The following is a 24,126-nucleotide window of genomic DNA, read 5'->3' as shown; positions in this document are numbered from 1 at the left end:
AAGTTGTTGGTTTTTGACTTGGCTGTCAAATAAAATCCGACATGAAGACGAATGTTCGTGATTTCGTCGTAAACCATCCACGGGTATTGCTTGAGGTTTGATCGCATTGGTCAATTTTTGGCCGTCATCTGCCCAGAAGCTGAGCGGCAATACAAGGTTGGTCTTGTCGTGTGTCGGAAATAGATATGTTGCGCTGCGGTATTACTTTGACGGTCAGACTAGGAAGGCTGCAGTTTCTAAGCCCGCAGAGCATTGCCGGCGCCAGCGATAAACCGCGTTACAATGCATTTTTGGATGTTTTTTTTGCCGAAAGCGGTTTTCGTGGTCCCATGTTGCTTCAAGTCAAGGCGCACTTGGTGGTACACGGGCTTTAGTTGCATGTGCCAAGACCCACGGATCGATCAAATATGAACGTACTTGCCAAACCCGCAGATCTCGCAGACGCCGCACCAGCCGGTGTCTTCGTGGAAGAGGTCAAGACTGTCCAGCACTATACCGACCGGCTGTTCCGCTTCCGGATGACCCGGCCGTCCAGCTTCCGGTTCCGTTCCGGCGAGTTTGTGATGATCGGTCTGATGATCGACGGCAAGCCGCTCTACCGCGCGTACTCGATCGCAAGCCCGGCCTGGGATGAAGAGCTGGAGTTCTTCTCCATCAAGGTGCCGGATGGGCCGCTCACATCTCATCTTCAAAAGATCCAGCCCGGTGATGCGGTTCTTATGAAAAAGAAACCGACGGGCACATTGGTCAACGATGCGCTCGTTCCGGGCAAGCGGGTCTATATGTTCTCAACGGGTACCGGGATTGCGCCGTTTGCCAGCCTGATCCGGGATCCGGACACCTATGAGAAGTTCGATCAGGTGATCCTGACCCACACCTGCCGGGAAGTTGCTGAACTGAAATATGGTGAGGACCTTGTTCAGGAAACACTCAATGACCCGTTGATCGGTGAGTTCGCAAAAGACAAGCTGGTTCACTACACCTCGGTCACCCGGGAAGACTTTCCGCGCCAAGGCCGGATCACCGATCTGATCCAGTCGGGCAAGCTTTTTGAAGACCTCGGCGTTCCGCCGCTTGATCCGGCGATTGACCGGGGCATGATCTGCGGCTCCATGGACATGTTGCGCGATACCAAGGCGCTGCTGGAAGAAGCGGGCCTCACCGAAGGCGCCAACAACAAGCCTGCAGAGTTCGTTGTCGAACGCGCTTTCGTCGGCTAACGGGCTTTTTTCACTGACTGAGAATCACAAAGGCCGGGGCGACCCGGCCTATTTCTTTGCCTGGCTCAGGAAGTCAATCTCTGCGGTGCATTTACCTCTTATGCAGTCAAACCCCTGCAAATGCTTAGTTAAGCTGTGGACGGTTCCCCCAACGCGAGGCCGTTCAATATCCACGGCGTTCTGCATGCAATAACCTTTGTAAATGCGCTGCGGGTTTTGAGTAGGCGCGCAAAAGATCAATTCCGGGTTGGGATAGGGACGGATGAAGATTATTGCCGAACTCGGTATCAACCATCGCGGGTCATCGCAAGTCGCTGAACAGCTTATCGATGTTGCCGCCTCCGCGGGTGCCTGGGGGGTAAAATTTCAGTATCGCGGTCAGGCCGGGTTCTACCAGGCTGTGAGCGAGATTGGCGATGAGATCCTGAGCAAAGAGATTGATGACAGTTACATTCCACCTGAAGACATCCTGGCGCTGGCTCAATACATCAAGAACAAAGGGTTGGCCGCCGGCATCAGTTTCTTCAAGTTTGAAGATGCCGGTAATTTCGGGGATCAGCTGAATACATTTGATTTTTTCAAGGTCCCGTCAGCTGAACTCATGAACAACGATCTTGTGAGTTCAATGGCGTCGCTTGGCAAGCCTTTGATCTTAAGTACAGGTGGGCACACCGAAGAGGATATCTTTCGCGCCATAGACTCTACGCGCCATGTGCCTGATGTTTGCTACCTCCATTGCATTTCGAACTACCCCGTTCTGCTCGGAAACCAGCAGATGAAATTCATTGAAGCGCTGAAGCAAAAGACCGATGCGGAAATTGGCTATTCGAGCCACGACCAGGATTGGGAAGTTTGCCTTGTTGCCGCTGGGAACGGCGCGACGGTGTTTGAACGCCATTTGACGATGGACAAGAACGGCAAGGGCATTGATGACAGTTCATCTTCTGACCCGGCGGAGTTCATTCGCATGTGCCGGCTGCTCAATGCCTATTCCACAGTCCAAGGATCTGGAAAACGGGAGATCAATCAAGGTGAACGTATAAACATGCAGAACCTTGGATCATCATTGTATGCCAGCCGCGCGATTGAGCCAGGCGAGACACTGAGCGAGGTCAATGTCGTTGTAAAAGCACCCCGGAAAGGACTGACCTGGTCTGAACTGCAAAAACGGCAGCTTACAAACATTCGGCGGCCAGTGGCTGAGGGGGTTGCCATTTCAGAACTGCATTTCACCGAACCGAAACCGCCGCTTGAGTCCGAATTGGTCGGGTTCTGCGACGAGAAGCAGCTGTCCATACCAATTCGTCTGCACGATGCCGCCGTGCTCCAATCGCGGTTTCCAATCAAAAACAACGAACTTCATCTGTCCTACGAAGAAGTTGCAAAGTTTGGCGCATCCATGGATGACGGGTTGGCGGGTTTGGATCTGAACCGCCATTACTCAATTCACATTCCGGACTACATTGATAGCAAAACTCTGATCGACCCATTGGCTGCGGATGCCGACACCCAAAGCCGAAGCCTGAAAGTAATCGAAACCTGTGTTGATTTGGCTCTGGAGCTTGAGCGGCACTCAGGGGCAAGTGTTCCGATCGTGGGCAGCTTTTCCCGGATCCTTCCGGCGGGCAAGGCTGCGACCTATGACCGGTTACATGCATCTCTTCTCAAGGCTGGCCGTGATCGTGGAGCTCCCATTTATCCGCAGTGGCTCCCGCGAATTGCCTGGTACTTCGGCGGTGCCGAAGTCCTCGACATGTTCTGCGGTGAGGATGACATTGATATCATCACGTCCATCGGCATGGAGCTGTGCCTGGACTTGTCCCACTTGATCCTGTCCGCGAACTACTCAAAAGCGGATTGGGCCGTTTGGTGCGCAAGGCTTATGCCGCTCTCCAGGCATATCCACATTGCGGATGCAGTGGGAATTGACGGCGAGGGCATTGAGTTTGGCGAAGGGGATCTTGGAGACCCAACGCAATATATTAACGGACCAGGCCGCAAAGTTCTGGAAATCTGGCAGGGGCACCTGTCTGAGGGTGATGGCTTTGACAAGGCTATCCGGCAGTTAGGAGAAAAAAATGGCTAAGGTGCTGATTACCGGGATTTCCGGTCAGGATGGAGCATTTCTGGCGCGTGGCCTTCTGGAAAAAGGGCATGAAGTCTATGGAGCGATGCGCCGGGGCAGCACCTCCAAGACCGGCCGTCTGAATGAACTCGGCATCCGGGACAAGATCAACTACTGCACTTTGGAAGTGACCGAATTTGCCAATGTTCAGAATGTCTTGAACGAGATCAGACCGGATCAGATCTATAATCTTGCAGCGCAAAGTTTCGTTGCCGACAGTTTCCAGTTTCCGCATTACACCTCTGACGTGAACTACATGGGTGTGCTGAACATCCTTGAAGCCATGCGCATCTTGAAGCTGGATACAAAACTCTATCAGGCCTCCACGTCTGAGATGTATGGCGACGTTCTGGAGAAGCCGCAGACTGAAAAAACGCCGTTCAATCCGCTCAGTCCCTACGCTATTTCAAAACTGGGGGCGCATTCTCTGGTGGTCAACTACCGGCAAGCGTATGACATGTTCGCGACCTCAGGGATCTTGTTCAATCATGAATCCGAGTTGCGTGGATTGGAGTTTGTTACACGCAAAATCACAAGCTGGCTTGCAGAAATCAAACTCCAGGGTAAAGACGCGCTGCCGCTCGGAAACCTGAGCAGTGTGCGCGATTGGGGATATGCGCCTGAGTACACGGACATGATGATCAAGATGCTGGAGCATGACCAGCCGGACGATTTCGTGATCTCGACCAACACGGAATACACGGTCCGCGATTTCCTGTTCATGGCAGCGCAGGAAGTCGGCTTTGATCTTCATTCGGAAGGCGAGGGCCTGGAAGAAAAGTGCTACGACCGGAAGACGGGCAAGCTGATTGCCTATGTCGACCCACGGTATTTCCGTGCGTCCGACGTGGTGTATCTACGCGGTGACAATGCCAAGGCTCAGGAAATGCTTGGATGGAAACCTGAAATCCTGGCGCCCGAGATTGCCCGCCGGATGGCGATTTACGATCTGAAGAAAGCGGCACTCAATACGCCCGGCCTTTGAGGTAAATCTGGAGGTCGAAGCATGGAAAGGGTCGCTGCGATAATCCCCGCAAGAGGTGGATCCAAGGGTATTCCGGGTAAGAACATCAAGCCTTTCCTTGGGGTCCCGTTGGTCGCTCACGCCATCAAAGCAGCGCTGGGTGCAAAAACGATCTCTGATGTCATCGTCTCAAGCGACGACGACGCAATCCTAAGCGTTGCCCGTGAGTACGGAGCTGCAGCCTTGAAGCGACCGGCAGATATCTCGGGGGATGAAGCCTCTTCTGAAAGCGCGGTCCTGCATGCAATTTCTGAAAATGATGCATGCCAAGCGGCGGACACGGTTGTTTTCTTGCAGTGTACCTCGCCATTGACGACATCTGAGGAGATCGATCAGGTCGTGACGGCTCGTGCGGAAATGGACGCGGATACGGCATTTTCTGTTGTCGAGGTGCATGCTTTTCTGTGGCAGATCGAGGCCGACGGAACGGGGAGGGGGATCAATCATGATGCCAGCAAACCGCGTCAGCGCCGTCAGGACCGTCCAAGAGAGTTTAGGGAAACAGGTGCGATATACGCACTTCGCAAGGATGGTTTCGTGCCCGAGGGCGTGAGGTTCTTCGGGCGCAGTATCCCTGTCGTTCTGCCGGATGCGATCGAGATCGATCTGGATACCCCACGGGATTGGTTGGCACTGGAAGCTTATGCAAGGGCTGCAGGACACCAGTCCTGAACGGTCTGCTGGAGAACAGCTGATGGCAAGTATTTATGACACGTTGGCGGAACTGGGCGTCGCCAGTAAGGAGACGCAGGAGGTCTTTGCGACGCGCACCCGTGATCGTGAGGATGTCATTGTATATCGCGATCAGCTTTCGGGAGTGATCTATATTGATGGCTTTTATGGCGGTGACGAAGTCTATCAAGAGGGTGACTACCGGCAATCAAATGAAGCCTTGATTGGCAAACGGGACTATGAAGTCACCGTAGATGCGTCACGGCGTGTTGAGGCCTACCGTCCCTTCGTGACCGGAAAGCACATCGTCGAATTTGGCTGCGGTGACGGTGCCTTTCTCCATTCCGTTTGCAACGAAGCTCAGAGCTGTTGCGGTGTGGAATTGCAGGAGGATTATGTCACGGCCCTGAACGCTGGCGGGATACTGTGCCACAAATCCTTGGCGGCTCTGCCGGACAGTTCAATGGACAGCGCCCTGAGTTTTCATGTCCTGGAACATCTTCCCGAACCCGCTCCGATTTTACAAGAGCTCTTTCGTGTCCTGAAACCAGGCGGCGTTATGGTCGCTGAGGTGCCGCACGCCGGTGATGTTTTGCTGAACCAACTGAATTGCGACGAGTTCAAAGCGTTTACCTTGTGGAGCCAGCATCTTGTTCTCCATACCCGGGACAGCTTGAAACGGCTATTGGCAGCATCAGGTTTTGCAAAGATCGTCATTGAAGGTGTTCAGAGGTATCCGCTGTCAAACCATTTGGGTTGGCTGTCCAAAGGGCGTCCCGGTGGACACAAAAGCACACTTGCGGCGATTGACACGGCAGATCTCGGAATTTCCTATGAAGCGGCTCTTAACCGGATCGATGCCACCGACACATTGGTCGCTATCGTCCGAAAACCTGTGTAGGTGCTGACTTATAGGCCGAGCCGCTTGTTCCGGCGCTCAGGCGTCCAGTTTTCCAGCTGACGGTCCATTTCCTTGATGATTTCCGGTACGAATTCCGCACACGCCTTGTCCGTGTAGGGGTGCATGTAAGTCATAGAAGGATACCAGGGCGGATTTTTCTGGCCCAGCAGAAGCGGCGGTTCCTGCTGACCAAAACGGATTGCCGGTACGTCCAGAATGCCGGCTATATCGGCCACGCTGGTATTGGCCGATACAACGAAATCACAGGCAGCCGTTAGTGCTGCTGCCCCCAGCAGATCGTCGAACAAATCGACGTCTTCCAGGTCGATGAAGCGGTCACCGGCGCGCTCTTTAAGGAAGTTGATTTCCTTTTCCAGAGCTGCGTACTGGAGATTCACAAAAATTGCGTCTCTTGATTCCAGTAGGGGAGCAATTCCGGGCGCCGATAAATAGTATCTGGCCCTGTTCACGGCGAGGTTCTTGGAGCGCCAGGAAAAACCGATCACGGGTTTGTCTTCATTACCCTTCAGGCGTTTGAGGTATTCGACTGCCCGGTCTTTTTCAAATGAGTAGACTGGACAGGGTGCAGTCTTGAACGATTCAATTGTGGGTCTGAAAAATTTTACCAACTCACCAATGTTAACGTGCAGATCGTAATCAAAAGCCGTTTGGAAGTTGTCACTGTCCATTTGTGCCAGCCGAGACTCTGCCTCGGGGAAACAATACTGGGTGAATTTAGCCCCCTTTTCCGACAGCTCGACAATCACCTTGCCAGCTCTTGCGATGAGTTCAGGTAACATTGTTCCCGCTTTGAGTGCGTCGCCGAGCCCTTGGTCTGCCCAAACAAGAATAGTCTTGTCTGAGATATCTTCGCCCTTCCACTCCGGGATTTCGAATGTACGCCGAAGTATTTGTGCAGCGGGATCTTCAAAGCGCGCCGAATGCAGTTCCCAGCCGTTTTTGAGGTCACCGTTTGCCAGGTAGGCGAGGGCCAGGTTCCAGTCTACCGTTCGATTGCTCGGTGGTGCGGACTTCTTGGCCTTTTTCATGATCCTGAGGGCTTCCTTGTGATCTCCATGCATCAACAGGTTCACCCCATAGGTGACACCCTTGTGATAGTCCCTTGGATCGGCTTCATGGGCTTGTTTGGCGTAGAAGACAGCCAAATTCGATTCATTCATCGAGAATAGAAGACGCGCCGCTTCGTGTTTTACGTCGGCATTGTCCGGAAAGCGCTCAAGGGCCTCTGTAAGCTCGTATTGGCTTGGTTCGTATTGTTTGAGTTTGAGGCGGGCGCGCGCGCGCAGAAGATAGTTTTCCGGATTGTCCGGCTCCAGCATAACTGCCTTGATATAGAAATTGACTGCGTGATTGGCGCGGTCGGCGTCCATCAGAAGTGTGCCGAAGTTGCGATAGGCGTCTTTGTATTCCGGGTCTTCAACGATAAGGCTCTGGAAGATCAGCTCCGCTTCTTCAAATTCTTTCTTCTTGGTGAGCGCAATGCCCTTTATATTGCGCGCTTCGCGTTCTAGCGGGTTCAGTGACAGAGCCTTGTTACAAACGGCCAGCAAGCTGTCGACATCCGAACCCATATCCATCATCGCGCGTGCCAGATTCGCATAGAACACGGATTGGTTCGGGTTGAGCGCAATTGCTTTCTGGATGTATTCAAGCGCGCGTGTTGGATAGCCGAGTTGGCGGTATGTCACCCCGAGAAGGTGGACAGCATCTGCGTTGTTTGGAGCTTTTTTGACCGCTTGTTTGTAGATGCGCTGGGCTTTTTCGAATTCGCCGGCCTGTTGCAGAGCGATGCCCTTCAGCAGTCTGTCTCGAATGGTATTGGGCGCTGTTTGCGTTGCCATCGTTTTCAGCCTCATCGGGAATCAATCATCCCAGATTAGCAGGCTGTGAAAAATGTGACAGTTGTGCTGATGAAACTGGGCATTTCCCTTGGGGATTGCCTTGGTTTCGAGAGCGGCGAAGAGCGAGCGCAGATGAAGCAGGCAAGAGTAGGCTACGAAGACAGGCGTACAAAGCCGCGGCGCGGTGGGCGAAACTGGGATTGAACCAGTATCCTTTCCGTCGTGACCGGAACGCTCTCCCGCTGGGCTAGTAACCCGCAACATAGAATGTAAACTGGTCTCCATCTAGCGATTTTGGGAAAGACAAGGGCTGCTTAGCCTTCTCCCGGCTTTAGTCATCGTGTCAGGTTCGGAGGCCGTCGACTGCATCCGCAAGTTCGTCAAAATGGGAAATGATGCGGTCTGGGCCGAGTTCTGTGACCGGCACTGGCGTATACCCAAAATCAACGGCGACCACGGGAATGCCCGCGGCGCGGGCAGCGTTGATGTCGGTTACACTGTCGCCGATCATGATCGAGCCCTCCAGGGTGCCGCCAGCGCGTTGAATGGCACCCAGCACCGGCTCTGCATGGGGCTTGGAAACGGAGAACGTATCGCCTCCGACCACCGCATCGAAGTGATCTGTCATATTGAGCGCAGCAAGCAAGGGCAGGGTGAGGCGCTCGGTCTTGTTGGTGCAAACCGCCAGCTTCCAGCCATCGGCACGGAAACGCTGTAGCGCCGGAATAACGCCATCGAACGGCCGTGTGTGAACAGCGATGTTGGCAGCGTAGTAGTCCAGGAAGTCTTCATATAGCGGTATGATCGTCTCATCCGACCATTCAATTTCAAGGTAGTCCAAACCGCGCTGCAAAAGCACCTTGGCTCCCATGCCAACCATGTTGGCGACCTTGTCCTGAGGAACAGTTCCATGTCCGGCTTTTTCCAGAACCGCATTCAAGGTCGCAACAAGATCTTCCATGGAAGACACCAGAGTGCCGTCCAGATCGAACACAAGTACAGACATGAAACCCTCAGCTACTAGAAATCAGGGTTCTGCCTAGCGATCTTTGTGGCTTCCCGCAAGATCCAGCGAGCGATTGGAGGCTGAACTTTGAGCTGGCAATCAAAGCGTTGAAAGGCTGTTAGTCATCAAAGCTTATAGGCCGTGCGGAAACCACCCCAATGGCGCCCCTGCACCAGGATAGGTGCATCAATTTCCTGCATCCAGATGATGTTTCCGCCGCCCATGTCTCTTGGATAGGACTGGACAAGGTAAGGCCGCATATTGCGGGCAGCGCTCAAGCCGGCCCGATCATCAAAGATCAGTTTGTTCCGGCAGTTGGCAGTGTTCCAGGCGGGGTCATCCGGTTTTTGCGGTTTTGAGAAGATGAGGTTGTGAACCGGAAGGTAGCCGTTGCGGTCGACAGCTGCGCAAAATGCCATGCCGGAGCTGTTCTTCAGTATCTCTTCCTGGATATCCGGCAGTGCGCGTTCCAGGGAGCTAAGCGCCCTCGTTGAGACCTGAAGAGGGTCGGTGCCTTCTATCGGCCTGTAGTTCGTGTCAAAGAGAGCGTCCAGAGACAATGCACCATTTTCTATCATGTGCTCCATTGCCGAGGCGACCCGCGCCGCACCAGATTGCGCGGTTTCAATCTGCTTGGCGAAGCCTTGTTTCAGGGATGTTATGCGTTGTTCGAGCGCGGTCCTGAAAGCCCCTGCCGAAGATGTAAAGGCGCAATGGCATCCGCCATCTGAAACATTTACAACCTTTGCTTCTGTCGAGCCGATCCCATTCAAGTCAAGACGCAGTACAGCGCCTGTGTGCGGGACGGTGTCCGCGTCGGTAATGAACAAAACGCCGCCCATGGAAATGTCACGCGTTTCGATCCGCATCGTGACATTTCCACTGGTTGCTGTTCCCGACAGTTTCAGCGGCAGTCGATCATCAACCCTCCGGTCACCAACATCCGTCTGCCGGATCATCATGGCAAAACGGGCCTGGAGGGCCTTGGTGCTGGCGCTCATACTGTCACCGGCATCGCGAACCAGCGTACCACTTTGCTCAGCTTCGGCGGCAGAGGCGTTGATCCGGTCGACGTGGCGTACGACATCCTGAACGAAGCTTTTGGTATCCTCGGCTTGCCGGCTCACTGTTTCGGTCGTTTCGACCTGTGCCTGCACCGCTTGTTCGACTGCCGCAAAACTTGGACGGATTTGGCCGATCACATCAATGATCCGGCCGACAGATCCAATACTCATTTCAGCGGACTGGTTCAGCTTGGTGATATTGGCAGCGATCTGCTCAGTGGCAGATTGCGTTTCCACGGAGAGCGATTTCACCTCGCCGGCGACCACGGCAAACCCCTTGCCGGCGTCCCCGGCGCGTGCCGCCTCAATGGTCGCATTTAGAGCCAGAAGGTTGGTCTGCTTTGCAATGTCGGAGATGAGACCAACAACATTTGCGATATCTTCGATTGCGTTTTTAAGCTCTAGAACACCTTGATTGGCCTGGTCGGCGATATCGCGGGCCTCAACCGCTAAATCATTCGACACACTGACCTGCGAGCCGATTTGTGCGCTGGAGGCGGAGAGTTCTTGAATGGAATGCGTCAGCTCGCCCACATTATCGTTGGCTTTTGCTGCTTGATCGGTCAGAACCTGGCTCTCAGAGATGATGGATCCCAGGGTGCTGGCCTGCTCCACCAAGCGGTCCTGCACTTTGGTTGCCGCAGCATCAATGCTTTTCGCCGCGACCTGAAGGTCATCTTCCAGACTGTCGAGGGCACGGCTCAAGCCGCTGGATGTATTCTCAGTTTCGCTGCTGCCATCTGAGGATTGATTTTCATGTCCTTGAGTGTCTTCAGGCACCAAGTCGACTTCACCAGGAGAAGTCTTCCGCCGCATCTTAACACCGAACATTTGTCGCGCCCTTATAGAGTGTTTTGCGATTCAATTCGGCAATATTTCCAGAAGGGTCTGAACCTTACGTTAACTATGCCCATTTTGTTGGCAAGTGGCGTTGTTCGTTGAAAACTGGAAACCATCTGGACCGCTGCTTGCCTGACATGTTAAGGACCGCGCGGCCATCTGAACTGATTGGAGGGCGGGCGCTGGAAATGCGGCGCTAACCAGCAACGCAGAGGCCAGAAAGGGTGAGGAATGAGCGATAACCTGAAACAGCAGGCAGCCGAGCGCGCAGCAGAGGATGTCATCTCCGGCATGCGCCTTGGTATCGGCACAGGATCGACTGCAGAGTTCTTCGTTCACGCCCTTGCAAAGCGTGTCGCAGACGGACTGGACGTGATCGGCGTTCCGACATCTGAGCGCACAGCAGAGCTTGCCGCCAGTTTGGGAATAAAACTCACCACCTTGGAAGAGTTGCCCGAGCTGGATCTGACAGTGGACGGTGCGGATGAGCTGGATGCCAACCTCGCCTTGATCAAGGGCGGCGGCGGAGCTTTGCTGAGGGAAAAGATTGTCGCAGCAGCTTCCGGCAAAATGATCGTCATCGCCGATGGCACTAAGAACGTTGATACGCTGGGGCAATTTCCGTTGCCGATTGAAGTTGTGCCGTTTGGTCAGGAAGCAACGCGGCGGGCCATCCTAGCGCTGTTAAGGGAAATGGGTTTGCCTCAAAACCTTCAGCTGAGAATGGCCGGGGAGCATCCTTTTGTCACAGATGGCGGGCATCACATCTTTGACGCCCATCTTCTGAAGATCGAAGACCCTGAAACGCTTGCACAGGCTCTGGTAAAGATCCCGGGCGTTGTTGAGCATGGTCTTTTCCTCAATCTTGCCTCCAAGGCTTACGTGGCCGGGGAAGATGGGGTAAAGACGATTACACCTGCGTCGATGTAGCGAATTTTGGTTGCCGGACGAACTCCGGAAAACCGCCAAGGAGTCAAGGAAATGAAATCAGTGAAGTTTGCCGGTGTTGGGCTTGCCATGTTGGCATGGGGCGTGATCTCTGGCGGTGCTGTTGCTCAGGACAACTTTTCAGAAAGCCATTTGGAAGCTGCGAAAGCAGTTGCCTTGGAAACTAAAGTCCTAGAGCCATTCGACGCAATCCTGTTCGTTATGGCCGAGCAGACGCTTTCCGCATTCACGCAAAATGATCCGACCCGAGCTGAGGAAATCGCTGAGATTGTAGAGCAGGTTGCGCTGGAGCTGGCACCGCGCCGCGCCGTTTTGAATGAGCGAATCTTCCGCATTTGGGCAATCGCATTTACTGAGGAAGAGCTTATCCAGTTGGCTGAGTTTTACCGTACGCCGCTCGGCATGAAGCTGCGCGACAGTGTTGCCGACATCACTGCAGCTTCGGTCGAAGCGAGCCGCGATTGGCAGGATCGGTTGAGCGTCGATATCGTTTCGATGGTGCAGGAAGAATTGGACAAGCGTAGCGCTGCGGCCACAAACCAATAAGTGATGACGGCGTGAGCAATCAGATTGCGCATGCTGTTTCAGATCTAGAGACGGGGCAATTGCCCGCACTGTCTGCAAACCGGGCCGCGAAAGCGGCCCTTTGTGCAACAAGGTATGCGTTTCAGGACACAAGGCTGATCAAGGCCAAGCCTTGTGAACAGGGACTGAGAGCTTATCTGGGCTTCATGGCCGCGGCCGCTGGCCGTTCGAATACCAAATCCCGAGGGGCATTGAATGAGCGATTTTGACTATGATCTGTTTGTGATCGGTGGCGGTTCCGGCGGCGTTCGTGCGGCCCGGATTGCAGCCACACATGGCGCTCGGGTCGGTATTGCTGAAGAATACCGGTACGGCGGAACCTGTGTGATCCGCGGCTGTGTTCCCAAAAAACTATTCGTCTACGCGTCCAAATTTTCTGAAGAGTTTGAAGATGCGGAAGGCTTTGGCTGGAGTGTCGGCGAACGAAGTTTTGCCTGGGACAAATTGACCGCGGCAAAGGATCAGGAAATAACGCGCCTGGAAGGGATCTACCGGCGGAACCTGGACAACACCGGCGTCGAAATCCATGACAGCCGCGCCCTGATCGAAGACGCCCACACCGTTCGTCTGTTGTCCACGGGTCAGACGATCACTGCGAAGTACATTCTAGTTGCGGTCGGAGCGTCGCCAAATGTCGACAACAGCTTGCCGGGCGGTGAGCACGTCATCACGTCAAATGAAGCATTTCACTTAAGCGAATTGCCGAACCGCGTGGTGGTGGCCGGCGGCGGTTACATCGCCGTGGAGTTTGCCGGAATCTTCAACGGCCTCGGTGTGGATACCACTTTGATTTATCGTGGTCCTGAAATCCTGCGTGGATTTGACATGGATCTGCGCCGGACTGTGCGCGAGGAAATGGAAAAGAAGGGGATCAAGGTTGTCTTGAATGATACCTTCTCGTCCATCGAAAAGCAGTCGGATGGTTCCTTGATCGGGCGCACCAAGGGCGGCGAAAACATGCTTGCAGACCAGATCATGTTTGCGATTGGCCGCAACCCGCACACCCGCGACCTTGGATTGGAAAAAGCAGGCGTTGAGACCGATGCCGTTGGTGCGATCAAGGTCAATAAGGACTCCCGGACCAACATTGAGTCTATCTATGCCGTTGGCGATGTGACCAACCGGGCCAACCTGACGCCGGTTGCCATCCGGGAGGGGCACGCGTTTGCGGACACCGTTTTTGGCAACAAGCCCTGGACGGTGGATCACAGCCTCATTGCGACAGCCGTGTTTTCCCAGCCGGAAATGGGCACGGTTGGCCTGACGCAGGAACAAGCACTGGAGCGTACGCCGAACCTGGATATCTATAAGTCCAGCTTCCGGCCGATGAAGCATACGCTGTCGGGCCGGGATGAAAAGATGCTCATGAAGATGATCGTCGATGCGGACAGCCAGAAAGTGCTTGGGGTGCACATTGTTGGTCCGGACGCTGGTGAGCTTGCACAAGTCCTTGGAATAACGCTTGAGATGGGCGCAACCAAAGCTGACTTTGACAGAACGATCGCGGTGCACCCGACCGCTGCGGAAGAGCTCGTGACAATGCGCGAGCCAACAGAACGCCTGCGCGGCTGATAACGAAACCGCTGATGCCACCCCTGGAAAGCCGCCGCAAGCATTTGCGGCGGCTTTTCTTTGTTTATGCAAACATCAGGCGCTGAGTGAGGACAATCCGGTATTCGCTGAAGCGTCATCTTCCTGGATGAAGGTGTCCTTCAAAAGATCTTCGTAGAAAGCGTGCACTCCGCGTCCGCGATCCTTTGCCCGGTAGAGCGCAGCATCAGAACGGGCGACCAGGTCTTCCGGTTCGGTGCCATCCGCCGGCGCAACGGCTACGCCGATACTCAATCCGACATGCGCCGTATTGCCGCCTTCGATCTGAATGGGCAAGAGCGCCTTGTTGATCAACGCGCGGCAAAGGGTGTCCAAGTCCTTGCGGCTTGTGCCTCCGCGGTAGATCACCATGAATTCGTCGCCGCCGATCCGGCAAACCAGTCCCGGCTTGCCGACAACTTCGTTGAGCCGTTTGGCCATGATCTTGATCACGGTGTCGCCGGCAGCATGTCCATAGGTGTCGTTGACCGCTTTGAATTTATCGAGGTCGCAATGCAAGACAGCGAAGCGCTTGTTCGGCAGATCGGCTGTTGAAGTTTCAAGCACCCGGTTGAACTGCAGCCGGTTTGCGAGGCCTGACAGATTATCGTGAAGGGCAAGGTAGCGGTTCTGCTCCTCGCTTTTTTGAAGTGACCGGGTCAGTTGGCCGATCCGCCAGGCAATCCCGAACGCAAGCGCTCCCAAAGTCAGGCTGAGCATTGCAATGACCGGAATGACCGTCGGCCAGATCGAATCGATGACGGTCTGGCTTTCCCATCGGAAAGAGCCGACATCCACGCCTTCCTCGCTTGTGACCAGATGCGAAGGGCCATCCTCTGGCTCAAATGCCTTGGGCTCAAAACGGAGCCGGGCGAAATTCAACTGCGAGTTCAGGCGTTCCAGCAGCGTGTCGTCAATGTATTTCACCGAGATCATCAAGGTCGGCCCACCGTCCGGCAGGGTAGCGGTGTACTCATCGGGCATGATTGGCATCGCGGAGAAGAGTGCCGGTTTTCCATCGAGCCGAATGACGCCCATCAGTGCATATTGATCTGTATCCAGGCCTTGAAGCGACCGGTGGCCAAAACCGCCGGGCACGCGGACACGATTGGCCGCGAACAGTGCCTGCGTCTTGCGGATGACAGGGGCCAGTGCAGGCGTCTCACTCGACGGGCGTTTCGTTATGTGGGTGTAGTCCTGGAATGACTCGGCCAGAACCTGATTGTTTCCGGAGATCAGGATGACCTTGTTGTGCCGGTACCGGGACCAAAGCGCGTGAAAGTGCTGGCGGGCATAGACCGGATCGAACGTCCGGACCAGTTTGCGAACCGTTTCATCGGAAACAGTTACGGTACGTTGTTCACGGACAATGTCCCGGAGCCGCTCCTGCAGTGCATTGCGGAAAAGGCGTTCTTCGTTGGCAATGGCCTGCTGTGTGGAAGCATGAGAAGCGACAAAGCCAACGAATACCAGCGATACCGATGTAACCGCGATCAAAAGAGCTGCCAGAAGAAAGGCAAGTCTTGAGATGCGGATACGGGACTTACTGTCCGATCTGTCGGAGTATCTCCGCCGAAATTCAGCCAACGTCTGTTCTTCCCACCTTCGCCGTTCCTTAAGAGAGACTGCCCTTAAATACTGGCGGAGTGCCCGTGTTTCGTTCGCCTTCCATCAAGACAGTGCCCCTCCGAAGTTCCCCAGCGTTTATGTTGGCGTCAGCCCGGATGTCTCAAAGGCGTTCAGGTTTTAGTTTTAGCTTGGAAAGTGTTAATTAGTAGTGGTGACGACCCGAGAGAGTCGCTCGTAAATATTCAAAAAGCGTCTGTTTAAAAGTGTCTTTTGAGATGGTTGGGCAACCCTAAGTAAGTGGCTGTAAGAGAGTCAACCAGATCTCTTCGCCCGGCGGTCGGTTTCGCTCCGGCGATCGATTGCAGTATCCGGTTCTGTATGCGCAAAAGCGTAGGTGTTGCGGCCTGCATCCTTTGCCAGGTAGAGCGCTGTATCAGCTGCCCGGATCAGATGTTTTTCAGACATCCCTGAGTCAGGAGCCAGCGCAATACCAAGGCTGATGCCGATGCTGACGCTTTGTTCCGGATTGAATTTAATCGGCTTTGCGACGGTAGCCAGAATCTTGTCGGCAATTGCCTGAAGCTCGGCCTGATCTCGGTGGTGCAGCAACAACAGAACGAACTCGTCGCCGCCAATGCGCCCGACCACACCCTTGTCGCTGATAATGTCCTGCAACCGCGAGGCAGTCACGCGCAACACGATATCTCCGGCCTCATGGCCATGTGTATCGTTGACTGGTTTGAATTTGTCGAGATCACAGGCAATGACCGCAAAACCATTATCGGGAAGGCCGTCCAGTGCGTAGGCGAGGCGGTCCGAGAAGTGGTGCCGGTTCGGCAGGCCGGTCAGGCTGTCGTGATGCGCAAAGTAATGATTGCGTCGTTCGCTTTGTTCCAGCGTTGAAGACAAGCGGCCAATCCTGCGGGCGACAATCACAGAGATTGCCGCAATCAGAACTGCCAGGATCACGATCAGTGGAAGGGCGCGCATCCAGACCCTCAAGCCTGGTTTGGAGTGGTCCCATTGAAAATAACCGACAAGGCTGCCGTCCGGTCCATATGCACGCAGTTGCGTCGGGTGCTCGCGGCCAGGGGCGCCTTCGGTGAAGGTCAGATCGCGAAACCCATAGTGATCCGACATCGACTGAAACCAGGCTTCCCCGAGAGAGTAGACGCTGACAAGCAGGCGGGGATTGGCATCTGAAAGCGCTGTTAGCGGTGTTTCCATCTCAACCGGAACCGCGCTCAGCAAAGCGGGGTTGCCATCGATCACGGCCAGAGCCGCGATAGAGGCGTCAAACATGGCGCGCGGCGGCGGGAAGGGGCCCTGAGGACGGTCGCGCCGTGGAAAACTTGGAGATCGAAAGGCTGCTGTGAAGAGCTCGGACAGTTTTTCGGGGTCGGATCTTTCGGCGGCCTCTGATCCGGTCCGGCCTTGATCAACCGTTTCTGAAAGAGCCATGAGATCACCGTTCTCTTCCATGAGATAGGTGCGCTCCAGATCACTGATGGCTTTGAAGCGGTTCAATATGGATGTGGTGACGGCAGACCTGTCCATCGGGCCTTTCAGCACCTCTTGAACATCCTGGTTCTGGATGGCAATCATCTGATGACGGGCGATTTCCCAATACTGATCTTCCACAGTGTCGAGGAAACGTGTCTGCGCTGTTTCTAGAGCATGCCGGTCGGCCGCGCGCCATGCGAACTGAGCGATCAGGGTGAGTGCGCCGCTGGACAAGACAATAAGTAAAGCTGCGAGCCCATAGACCCACATGGTGATTTGACGGCCGGATACGGTACCACTGCCGGAGCCGGGTATGGATCCACGGTCAGGATGCGCCTGTCTTTTCGTCATGCGTCCGGCAACTCTCCTCCAGCCCGTGCTCGGCGCCACGCGACTCAGTGCCAGTAATCATGACTGAGGGCTGTGGTGCGGACCACGAATTTATCGGATTTATACTGGGAATTCCTTACGGAAGAGTGCGCAATAAAAGTGATTTTGCGGGTTTTTCGACACGGTCTGTTTATGACTCAGACCGCCTCTAATCTGCCAGCAGCTTCACCATGAGTTCCAGCTCACTCTCCGTGTTGAAGGCATGCAGGGAGGCCCGGACCACAGCATCCAGACCGCGCAATGGAAGGTCAATTCGTGCGGAGCTGGCTTGGCTGACCGAGACATTGATCTGGTGATCCGCCAGCCGCGCCTTCGTTGCCGCCGGCGTCGCTCCTTCAACAGCGAATGTCACAATGCCGCCTTTCTGGGCGCCTTTGTCGTGGAGCGTGATGCCAGGAACGCCGGAAAGCTCAGAGCGGAGCTGCGCGCCCAATGCACATATCCGGGCACCGATCCGGTCCATCCCGAAACCGATTGCATAGCTGGTGGCAACGCCCAGGCCGACCTGCCCGGCGACATAACGTTCCCAGTTTTCGAACCGTTGCGCGTGTGGCACCAAACGGTAAGTAGACCCGTCCAGCCATTCGGTCGCCTGAAGATCGACAAATGGCGGTTCCACCTGATCAAGGACATCGTCTCTGACATAAAGGAACCCGGTTCCGCGTGGTCCCCGCAGATATTTGCGGCCGGTTCCCGACAGCATGTGGCAGCCTATTTCCCGGATGTTGAGCGGGATCTGTCCGGCGGACTGGCAAGCGTCAAGGAGGTAAAGAAGTTTGTGCCGGGCGGCAATCTGGCCGACATCTTCTGCCGGATTGATCAGCCCGGAAAAAGTCGGGATATGGGTCAAGGCGATGAGGCGGGTTTTCGGAGTGATGGCTGCCTCCAATGCCTTCAGATCGATCTGCCCGGTCTCGTCATCTTCAATGAGATCGATTTCGATGCCCTTGCGCTTCTTCATCTGGAGAAGCGCCACGTAATTGGAGACGTATTCCGCGCGTCCTGTGATGACACGGTCGCCTTCACGGAAGTCGATCCCGTAAAACGCCATATCCCATGCCCGGGTTGCATTTTCGATGAAGGCGATCTCGTTTGGAGTGGATCCGATCAGGGCCGCAATCGATGTATAAAATGCGTTCGTTTCCGACTGCGCCGCAGCCGCTGCCTCATATCCGCCGATCTTGGCTTCCAAATCAAGATGGTGTTTGACAGCGTCCAATACCGGTGTAGCAGCAAGACCTGTTCCGGCATTGTTAAAGTGAATGCATCTGTTTACACCGGGGGTCTCGTCCCGCATCAGGTCTATTTCATTCTGGCTGAGGGAAGGGGCGATCATGGGGAGCCTTTCCGGTCACGGGACGCAATTGATTGGATGTAAAACAAAAATGATCACAATCACATATTTTGGATATGGGTCCCTCGTCAACGCCGCAACGGTACCTGATGGGGCCGAGATCGTTCCCGGGCGATTGAAAGGCTGGGTCCGGGAGTGGCGTGTGTGCGGCGTGTGGGAAAACGGTCAGGGCCGCTGTGCCTTGAGTGTGCGTCAAGAGCCGGGATCGGAGATCCGGGGCGTGATGACCCGTGAGCAGCAAAGCCGGTTGCATGCTCTTGAGCAACGTGAAAGCCGGTATGAGAAGATCGGACAGATCGGCACGTCTTTCCGGTGTGAAGCAGAAAGCAAGCCGGGGCCGGAGGAGCTGTTTCTCTTCAAGGCAACGCCGGAAAACGAACGCTGGGGCTGCGACCGGCACCCGATCCTGCAGAGCTATCTCGACTGCGTTTTGGCCGGGTTTCATCAAATCTGGGGCGAGGAGGGCGTCAGCCACTTCTTCGATACTACCGACGGCTGGCATGTTCCTGTCCTGAAGGACCGGGCCGTGCCGCTTTACCCAAGGGCCGTTGAGATCGACACGAAACTTTTGCAACTGTTTGACGATCATGTTGAACGCCAGAATCTGACCCTGATATCTGCTTAACCTTCTGTTTTAATGAGAAAATATTTCAGGGATGTCCCGATCCTAAGGTGCCGCCATATCTGGCGGAGGTCTGCGCCCATGCAAATTTAAAATTCCCTTTACGTAAACTGCAGGTCCTGTTAATTGATTGTGCATACAGAAAATGCAATCTAGGGAGGAGTGCATGAGTTTTTTTGAGTACAAGGGGCAAGAGGCTTTGGGTCTTGTGTCGCACGCACGGGATCTGATGATCTACAGCTATCACGGCATAGAGGACATCCTGCAGCCGGGAAACAGTGAGGAGGCTGCCCGGCAAGAAATCGAAGCCAAAGGCTGGACGGTGCTCACCCCAGATGATCTCGGGATCCCGGCGGCAGACATAGATCGGAACGGGACATTTCAGGGCGAAACGACCCAGTTCAAGGATGCCCAGGCCGATGTGCTGGCCAGATTTGACGAGCCGGTGCCATCACCCAGATCGGTTTGGCTTTTCGAGGAACGACCGGCACGATCGACAACATCATCAGCGATACGGTCGGCGATGTTATCGATTACCTGGAATTCCTCAGCGCGGATCCGAACTATGCTTTCAGGGCGTTTCCGGAGTTGATGGGGGCCATAAAGACGCTTCTGGAGTCCAATGGTCTCACTGCGGCAGACTTGATCGTAACGGGTCATTCGCTTGGTGGCGGCGCTGTCACCAACGTGGCCGAGCGCAGCGATGATTTTTTCGACGGGTTTTACAAAAACGCCGACTATATCGGCTTTGCAGCGCATTATACGCCGGAAGACGGTGCCACCGTGTTGGACAGCGGCGCGGAAGTGCTCAGCGTGGATATAGAAAATGATCCGGTTCCCTCGGTCATTTCCGAAGGCCATATCAACCTCTTCGGCAACGATACAGACTACGAGTATGAGACGAGTAATCTGATACTTTTCAACGATTTCTACGCAACACCGGCCTATTGGGATGGCGGCAACATAACCAACCTTATCGCCTGGACGGCTCATTTGCCGTCCAACTATGAACAGGTTGTTGAGGCAATCGCCGGATCAGAGTTCTACACCGAGATGTCGCGTGACAGCGTTGTCATCGTCTCGGACCTGTCCGATCTCACGCGCGGCGTTGTCTGGGTTGAAGACATAAACCCCTTGTTTGATCCGACCGGTCACCAGGGCGACGATGCCTTCATCCTCGGCTCCAACAAAGACGATTTGCTTGCGGGTAAATCCGGCAAGGATGCGATTGAGGGATTTGCGGGGGACGATCACCTGAAAGGCGAGGGCGGTGCGGACCGGTTGATCGGTGGGGCCGGAAACGACACGCTGGACGGCGGCGCAGGAGACGATGTTATGGTTGGCGGGGCCGGTGCAGACACCCTTTATGGCGGGGGTGGCGCCGATATCTTTATCTTTGCATCCGGTGATGGCGCAGATGAGATCAAGGACTTCGAGGTCGGGATCGACAAGATCGATGTGAGCGGTGCCGGCGTGACGCAGTTCTCGGATCTTTCCATAACGGCCAATGGTTGGTGGACCGATGTCAGGATTGCATTTGGCGGCGAGACAATACGCCTGGATACAGGCTGGCGTCCCTCCTTACCGGATCTGACATCTGGCGATTTCCTTTTCGCTTGAGTGGAGCAGCACTCAAGATCGACTTGATCCATTGGGTGGGGCGGGCGTTCCGGCCAGCCTCACCCGCCGAACACTTGCTGCAGGCCATGGCCGGCAAGAAAGGCGATGGCTGCGGCCACCATACCGATGGCCGTTGTTTCAATCCCGCAGCCAACCCAGTGCCGTTGCGACCAGCGGGCTCTCAAAGACCCGATCGCGAAGAAAGCGCACGCGGTGAGACCGGACGCAAGCACTGCGCTAGCCTGAACATCAGCAAGAAAAGGCAGAAGAGGTAACGCACCGAACAACACAAAGGCGGCAAAGGTATAGAGCGCTGCCTTCATAGGCGCGCGGCCTCCATCCGAAACGCCGTATTCGGCCAGCATCATGGTTTCAATCCAGGTGGTCCGGTTGGACGTTACCAGGCGCACGATGTCCTCCAGATCAGCGCCCTCATATCCCTTGGCTCTGAAGATCTGCCTGATTTCCTCGCGCTCTCCGTCCGGTTCAACCCGGATGTGTTTTTCCTCAATTGCACGAAGCCTTTGAAAGTCTTCATTCTCGGACTTGGACCCGCTATAATTTGCGGCCGCCATTGAAAAGCCGTCGGCCAAGAGATTGGCTACACCGAGGATCAAGATGATCCGTGTTGACAAGTTGGCCCCAACAGAGCCTGCAACGATGGCAAAGGTTGTGACGGCGCCGTCGATGCCGCCATAGACCCAGTCGCGCAGATAGCTCGTATCCGGCCCCCGCGCCAATCTGTCGGCGATATCATTGGGCTGGTGGCTGTGTTCGAGTAGTCGGTTCGGCATGGCTGGTTTCCCTGGCTAGCGTCGGCCAAGTCTAGAGCGATCAGACCGGGTAAACCTTGATCCGCCGCAAATCTGCGTGGGCTTTGGGCAACACCTTTTGACCGGTGTCTTGAGAGTGATGAATTTGGCCGCCTGCGTGGGTGGCAATCAGGCCAAACGCCGTGTATAAGGCCGCACGTTTGCTGTGTTTGAGCAAGCTGAAACGAACAAAAATATCGCGGGTCGTGTGTCTGGACTTCGAATTGAACAGGCCGGCCCGATGAGGAGTTGGTACTATGGCGGACAAGTGGAGCCCGGACAGCTGGAGATCAAAACCGATCCTGCAGGTCCCGGAATATCCGGATCAGGCAGCTGTGACAGATGTTGAGCAGCGCCTGTCGACATATCCGCCGCTGGTTTTTGCAGGTGAAGCGCGGGCTTTGAAGAGCCAGCTTGCCGATGTCGCCAACGGCAAGGGGTTTCTGCTGCAAGGCGGTGACTGCGCAGAGAGTTTTGCCGAACACCATCCAGATCATATTCGCGACTTCTTCCGTGTGTTCCTGCAGATGGCGGTTGTCCTGACGTTTGCAGCCAGCCAGCCAGTGGTGAAAGTTGGCCGGATCGCCGGTCAGTTCGCCAAGCCGCGCTCGTCGAATATCGAGAAAAAGGGCGATGTTGAGCTGCCGAGCTACCGCGGCGACATCATCAACGACATCAACTTCACCTCGGACAGCCGTATTCCGGACCCGACCCGTATGTCGATGGCGTACCGTCAGTCGGCGGCGACGTTGAACCTGCTGCGCGCCTTCTCGCAAGGTGGATTTGCCAATCTGGACCAGGTGCATCAGTGGATGCTCGGTTTCATCACCGACAGCCCGCAAGGTCACCGTTACAAGGAACTGGCGGATCGCATCAGCGAGTCGCTTGCTTTCATGCGCGCCTGCGGCATCAACGGCGACAGCGTTCCGCAACTGCGCGCAACCGATTTCTTCACCAGCCATGAAGCACTTTTGCTGGGTTATGAAGAAGCGCTCACCCGCGTCGATTCCACGTCCGGTGACTGGTACGCAACGTCCGGCCACATGCTGTGGATCGGCGACCGGACTCGCCAGCCAGACCATGCGCATGTCGAGTTCTTCCGCGGCATCAAAAACCCGATCGGCCTGAAGTGTGGCCCGTCCCTGACACCGGATGGTCTTCTGGAGCTGATCGATGCTTTGAACCCGGACAACGAGCCAGGCCGTCTCACCTTGATTGCCCGTTTTGGCTCCGACAAGGTGTTCGATCACCTGCCGCAGCTCGTGCGTGCTGTTGAGCGGGAAGGCAAGTCGGTCGTCTGGTCATGTGACCCGATGCACGGCAATACGATTTCTGCCGGTGGCTACAAGACCCGTCCGTTTGACCGCATTTTGAAGGAGGTTGAAGCCTTCTTCGCTGTTCACCGTGCTGAAGGCACCCATGCGGGTGGCGTGCACGTTGAAATGACCGGGCGGAATGTCACGGAATGCACCGGCGGTGCCCGGGCCCTGACCGAAGAGCAGCTCGGTGATCGTTACCACACCCATTGCGATCCGCGCCTCAATGCGGATCAGGCTCTTGAGCTGGCTTTCCTGATTGCTGAAAACCTCAAGAAAGAGAAAGACGGCAAGCAGAAAGAACCCCTGGCTGCGAGCGCCTAGAACTGCACTTTTCCGGTGTTTGATAGTTTTGAGGGGCAGCTTCGGCTGCCCCTTATTTTTTTATATCGATTTTTGTCAATTCTGCCGCCGCGGTAACAGGCGGTTAAGGCTGCAGGTGCATATGTGCGGCGTGGGATATATGCACCGCTGAGGGGTAGGTGCTTGTCAACCGGACGCTCTGGGTAGGGGATTTTGAAGCGTGCGCGAACCGTGGGACCTAACAAAGATTTCGTGTCTGATTGTGGAGGACAATCCACACATGCGCACGATCTTGCGCTCCGTTGTCGGCGGATTTGGTGTTCGCACGATTTGCGAGGCCACCGAGGGTGCTGAAGCCCTTGAATTGGTCGTCGACCGCAAGCCCGATATTGTCTTGTGCGATTGGAACATGAGCCCGTTTGGTGGGGCTGACTTTCTCAGAATACTGCGCAAGGATACGGACCCGATTATCAAGACGACGCCAGTCCTTGTGATCACAGCCCACGCGCGCCGGCCGATCATCCTGGAAGCGCTCAACATTGGTATTCATGGCCTTGTCGCCAAACCTGTGGCGCCCGCAGTTCTTTACAGGCATATCGGCGAAATTCTACAGCGTCAGGAACTGCAGGGACGTAGCACGGGAATTTCCATGCCGGGGATGCCCGGTCACACAGGCGGCAGTGTGCTGGACTTGTCCTCAATGGCGCCGGATCAGCCTGCTGATGCCGAAGACCAATCTCTCGCACTTCTTTGAGCTGGCGCACCTCCCGGGTGGTTGTGGCCAATCCGGTGCTTGTTTC

20 protein-coding genes and 1 tRNA gene are annotated in these 24,126 nt (G+C 55.2%); 13 read left to right on the top strand and 8 right to left on the bottom strand.

Annotated elements, in window-relative coordinates; all coding sequences use genetic code 11:
* Nucleotides 1-407: 407 nt before the first annotated feature.
* From SADFL11_RS08270 to SADFL11_RS08250, 5 genes are all read left to right on the top strand, one after another.
* Nucleotides 408-1,220, top strand: a complete 813-nt coding sequence (locus SADFL11_RS08270; protein ID WP_008194694.1) for a ferredoxin--NADP reductase — start codon at nucleotides 408-410, stop codon at nucleotides 1,218-1,220.
* Nucleotides 1,221-1,482: 262 nt separating this feature from the next.
* Nucleotides 1,483-3,306, top strand: a complete 1,824-nt coding sequence (locus tag SADFL11_RS08265; protein ID WP_008188926.1) for an N-acetylneuraminate synthase family protein — start codon at nucleotides 1,483-1,485, stop codon at nucleotides 3,304-3,306.
* Nucleotides 3,299-4,330: a GDP-mannose 4,6-dehydratase gene (locus SADFL11_RS08260; RefSeq protein ID WP_008196271.1), complete on the top strand. Its 1,032-nt coding sequence runs from the start codon at nucleotides 3,299-3,301 to the stop codon at nucleotides 4,328-4,330. The genes SADFL11_RS08265 and SADFL11_RS08260 overlap by 8 nt, the downstream gene beginning before the upstream one ends.
* Before the next feature lie 21 nt (nucleotides 4,331-4,351).
* A complete protein-coding gene (locus SADFL11_RS08255; protein WP_008193344.1) occupies nucleotides 4,352-5,041 on the top strand; it encodes an acylneuraminate cytidylyltransferase family protein in 690 nt (229 codons plus the stop codon).
* A 22-nt stretch (nucleotides 5,042-5,063) separates the two neighbouring features.
* The gene (locus SADFL11_RS08250) at nucleotides 5,064-5,942 is read left to right on the top strand and encodes a class I SAM-dependent methyltransferase (protein ID WP_040453275.1); all 879 of its coding nucleotides are present in this window, start codon (nucleotides 5,064-5,066) and stop codon (nucleotides 5,940-5,942) included.
* Between the two features lie 8 nt (nucleotides 5,943-5,950).
* On the opposite strand, the gene SADFL11_RS08245 is transcribed toward SADFL11_RS08250, so the two are convergent.
* The 4 genes from SADFL11_RS08245 to SADFL11_RS08230 all read right to left on the bottom strand — a co-directional run bounded on the left by SADFL11_RS08245 (nucleotide 5,951) and on the right by SADFL11_RS08230 (nucleotide 10,705).
* Nucleotides 5,951-7,804: a tetratricopeptide repeat protein gene (locus tag SADFL11_RS08245; RefSeq protein ID WP_008189670.1), complete on the bottom strand. Its 1,854-nt coding sequence runs from the start codon at nucleotides 7,802-7,804 to the stop codon at nucleotides 5,951-5,953.
* A gap of 185 nt (nucleotides 7,805-7,989) precedes the next feature.
* Nucleotides 7,990-8,061: transfer RNA gene (locus SADFL11_RS08240), tRNA-Val, on the bottom strand.
* Nucleotides 8,062-8,147: 86 nt separating this feature from the next.
* A complete protein-coding gene (gene gph / locus SADFL11_RS08235) occupies nucleotides 8,148-8,810 on the bottom strand; it encodes a phosphoglycolate phosphatase (protein ID WP_040451826.1) in 663 nt (220 codons plus the stop codon).
* Nucleotides 8,811-8,935: 125 nt separating this feature from the next.
* Nucleotides 8,936-10,705 carry a methyl-accepting chemotaxis protein gene (locus SADFL11_RS08230; protein ID WP_134852955.1) on the bottom strand — a complete coding sequence of 590 codons (1,770 nt, stop codon included), beginning with the start codon at nucleotides 10,703-10,705 and terminating at the stop codon, nucleotides 8,936-8,938.
* 240 nt (nucleotides 10,706-10,945) lie between these two features.
* Here SADFL11_RS08230 and rpiA point away from each other — a divergent pair, with 240 nt between their 5' ends.
* The 3 genes from rpiA (at nucleotide 10,946) to gor (ending at nucleotide 13,819) form a co-directional block, all read left to right on the top strand.
* On the top strand, nucleotides 10,946-11,644 hold the full coding sequence (gene rpiA / locus SADFL11_RS08225) for a ribose-5-phosphate isomerase RpiA (protein ID WP_008190030.1): 699 nt from the start codon (nucleotides 10,946-10,948) through the stop codon (nucleotides 11,642-11,644).
* Between the two features lie 51 nt (nucleotides 11,645-11,695).
* Nucleotides 11,696-12,208: a DUF2059 domain-containing protein gene (locus tag SADFL11_RS08220; protein WP_209002770.1), complete on the top strand. Its 513-nt coding sequence runs from the start codon at nucleotides 11,696-11,698 to the stop codon at nucleotides 12,206-12,208.
* A 234-nt stretch (nucleotides 12,209-12,442) separates the two neighbouring features.
* Entirely contained in the window at nucleotides 12,443-13,819 is a 1,377-nt protein-coding gene (gene gor, locus SADFL11_RS08215; protein ID WP_008190763.1) for a glutathione-disulfide reductase, read from the top strand.
* Between the two features lie 75 nt (nucleotides 13,820-13,894).
* Here gor and SADFL11_RS08210 read toward each other — a convergent pair whose 3' ends face one another.
* The 3 genes from SADFL11_RS08210 to SADFL11_RS08200 all read right to left on the bottom strand — a co-directional run bounded on the left by SADFL11_RS08210 (nucleotide 13,895) and on the right by SADFL11_RS08200 (nucleotide 18,635).
* The gene (locus SADFL11_RS08210) at nucleotides 13,895-15,424 is read right to left on the bottom strand and encodes a sensor domain-containing diguanylate cyclase (protein ID WP_208981169.1); all 1,530 of its coding nucleotides are present in this window, start codon (nucleotides 15,422-15,424) and stop codon (nucleotides 13,895-13,897) included.
* A gap of 294 nt (nucleotides 15,425-15,718) precedes the next feature.
* A complete protein-coding gene (locus tag SADFL11_RS08205) occupies nucleotides 15,719-17,260 on the bottom strand; it encodes a GGDEF domain-containing protein (RefSeq protein ID WP_008192543.1) in 1,542 nt (513 codons plus the stop codon).
* Between the two features lie 187 nt (nucleotides 17,261-17,447).
* Entirely contained in the window at nucleotides 17,448-18,635 is a 1,188-nt protein-coding gene (locus tag SADFL11_RS08200) for an aminotransferase class V-fold PLP-dependent enzyme (RefSeq protein WP_040451827.1), read from the bottom strand.
* 49 nt (nucleotides 18,636-18,684) lie between these two features.
* On the opposite strand from SADFL11_RS08200, the gene SADFL11_RS08195 reads away from it, so the two are divergent.
* From SADFL11_RS08195 to SADFL11_RS25760, 3 genes are all read left to right on the top strand, one after another.
* Nucleotides 18,685-19,278 (top strand): gamma-glutamylcyclotransferase family protein, encoded by a 594-nt coding sequence (locus SADFL11_RS08195; RefSeq protein WP_209002768.1) that lies wholly within the window; start codon nucleotides 18,685-18,687, stop codon nucleotides 19,276-19,278.
* 163 nt (nucleotides 19,279-19,441) lie between these two features.
* A complete protein-coding gene (locus tag SADFL11_RS25840) occupies nucleotides 19,442-19,867 on the top strand; it encodes a hypothetical protein (RefSeq protein ID WP_008190291.1) in 426 nt (141 codons plus the stop codon).
* Nucleotides 19,867-20,895: a calcium-binding protein gene (locus SADFL11_RS25760; protein ID WP_008195915.1), complete on the top strand. Its 1,029-nt coding sequence runs from the start codon at nucleotides 19,867-19,869 to the stop codon at nucleotides 20,893-20,895. The genes SADFL11_RS25840 and SADFL11_RS25760 overlap by 1 nt, the downstream gene beginning before the upstream one ends.
* A 59-nt stretch (nucleotides 20,896-20,954) precedes the next feature.
* Here SADFL11_RS25760 and SADFL11_RS08185 read toward each other — a convergent pair whose 3' ends face one another.
* Nucleotides 20,955-21,689: a VIT1/CCC1 transporter family protein gene (locus SADFL11_RS08185; protein ID WP_008196519.1), complete on the bottom strand. Its 735-nt coding sequence runs from the start codon at nucleotides 21,687-21,689 to the stop codon at nucleotides 20,955-20,957.
* A 275-nt stretch (nucleotides 21,690-21,964) separates the two neighbouring features.
* Here SADFL11_RS08185 and SADFL11_RS08180 point away from each other — a divergent pair, with 275 nt between their 5' ends.
* The gene (locus tag SADFL11_RS08180) at nucleotides 21,965-23,347 is read left to right on the top strand and encodes a class II 3-deoxy-7-phosphoheptulonate synthase (RefSeq protein ID WP_008192513.1); all 1,383 of its coding nucleotides are present in this window, start codon (nucleotides 21,965-21,967) and stop codon (nucleotides 23,345-23,347) included.
* Nucleotides 23,348-23,546: 199 nt separating this feature from the next.
* Entirely contained in the window at nucleotides 23,547-24,080 is a 534-nt protein-coding gene (locus tag SADFL11_RS08175) for a response regulator (protein WP_040451829.1), read from the top strand.
* Nucleotides 24,081-24,126: the final 46 nt, after the last annotated feature.

This window comes from Roseibium alexandrii DFL-11 (assembly GCF_000158095.2).
Taxonomy (GTDB): Bacteria; Pseudomonadota; Alphaproteobacteria; order Rhizobiales; family Stappiaceae; genus Roseibium; species Roseibium alexandrii.
The sequence above is the reverse complement of the archived record's forward strand: the minus strand, read 5'-3'. Positions and strand labels throughout refer to the sequence as shown.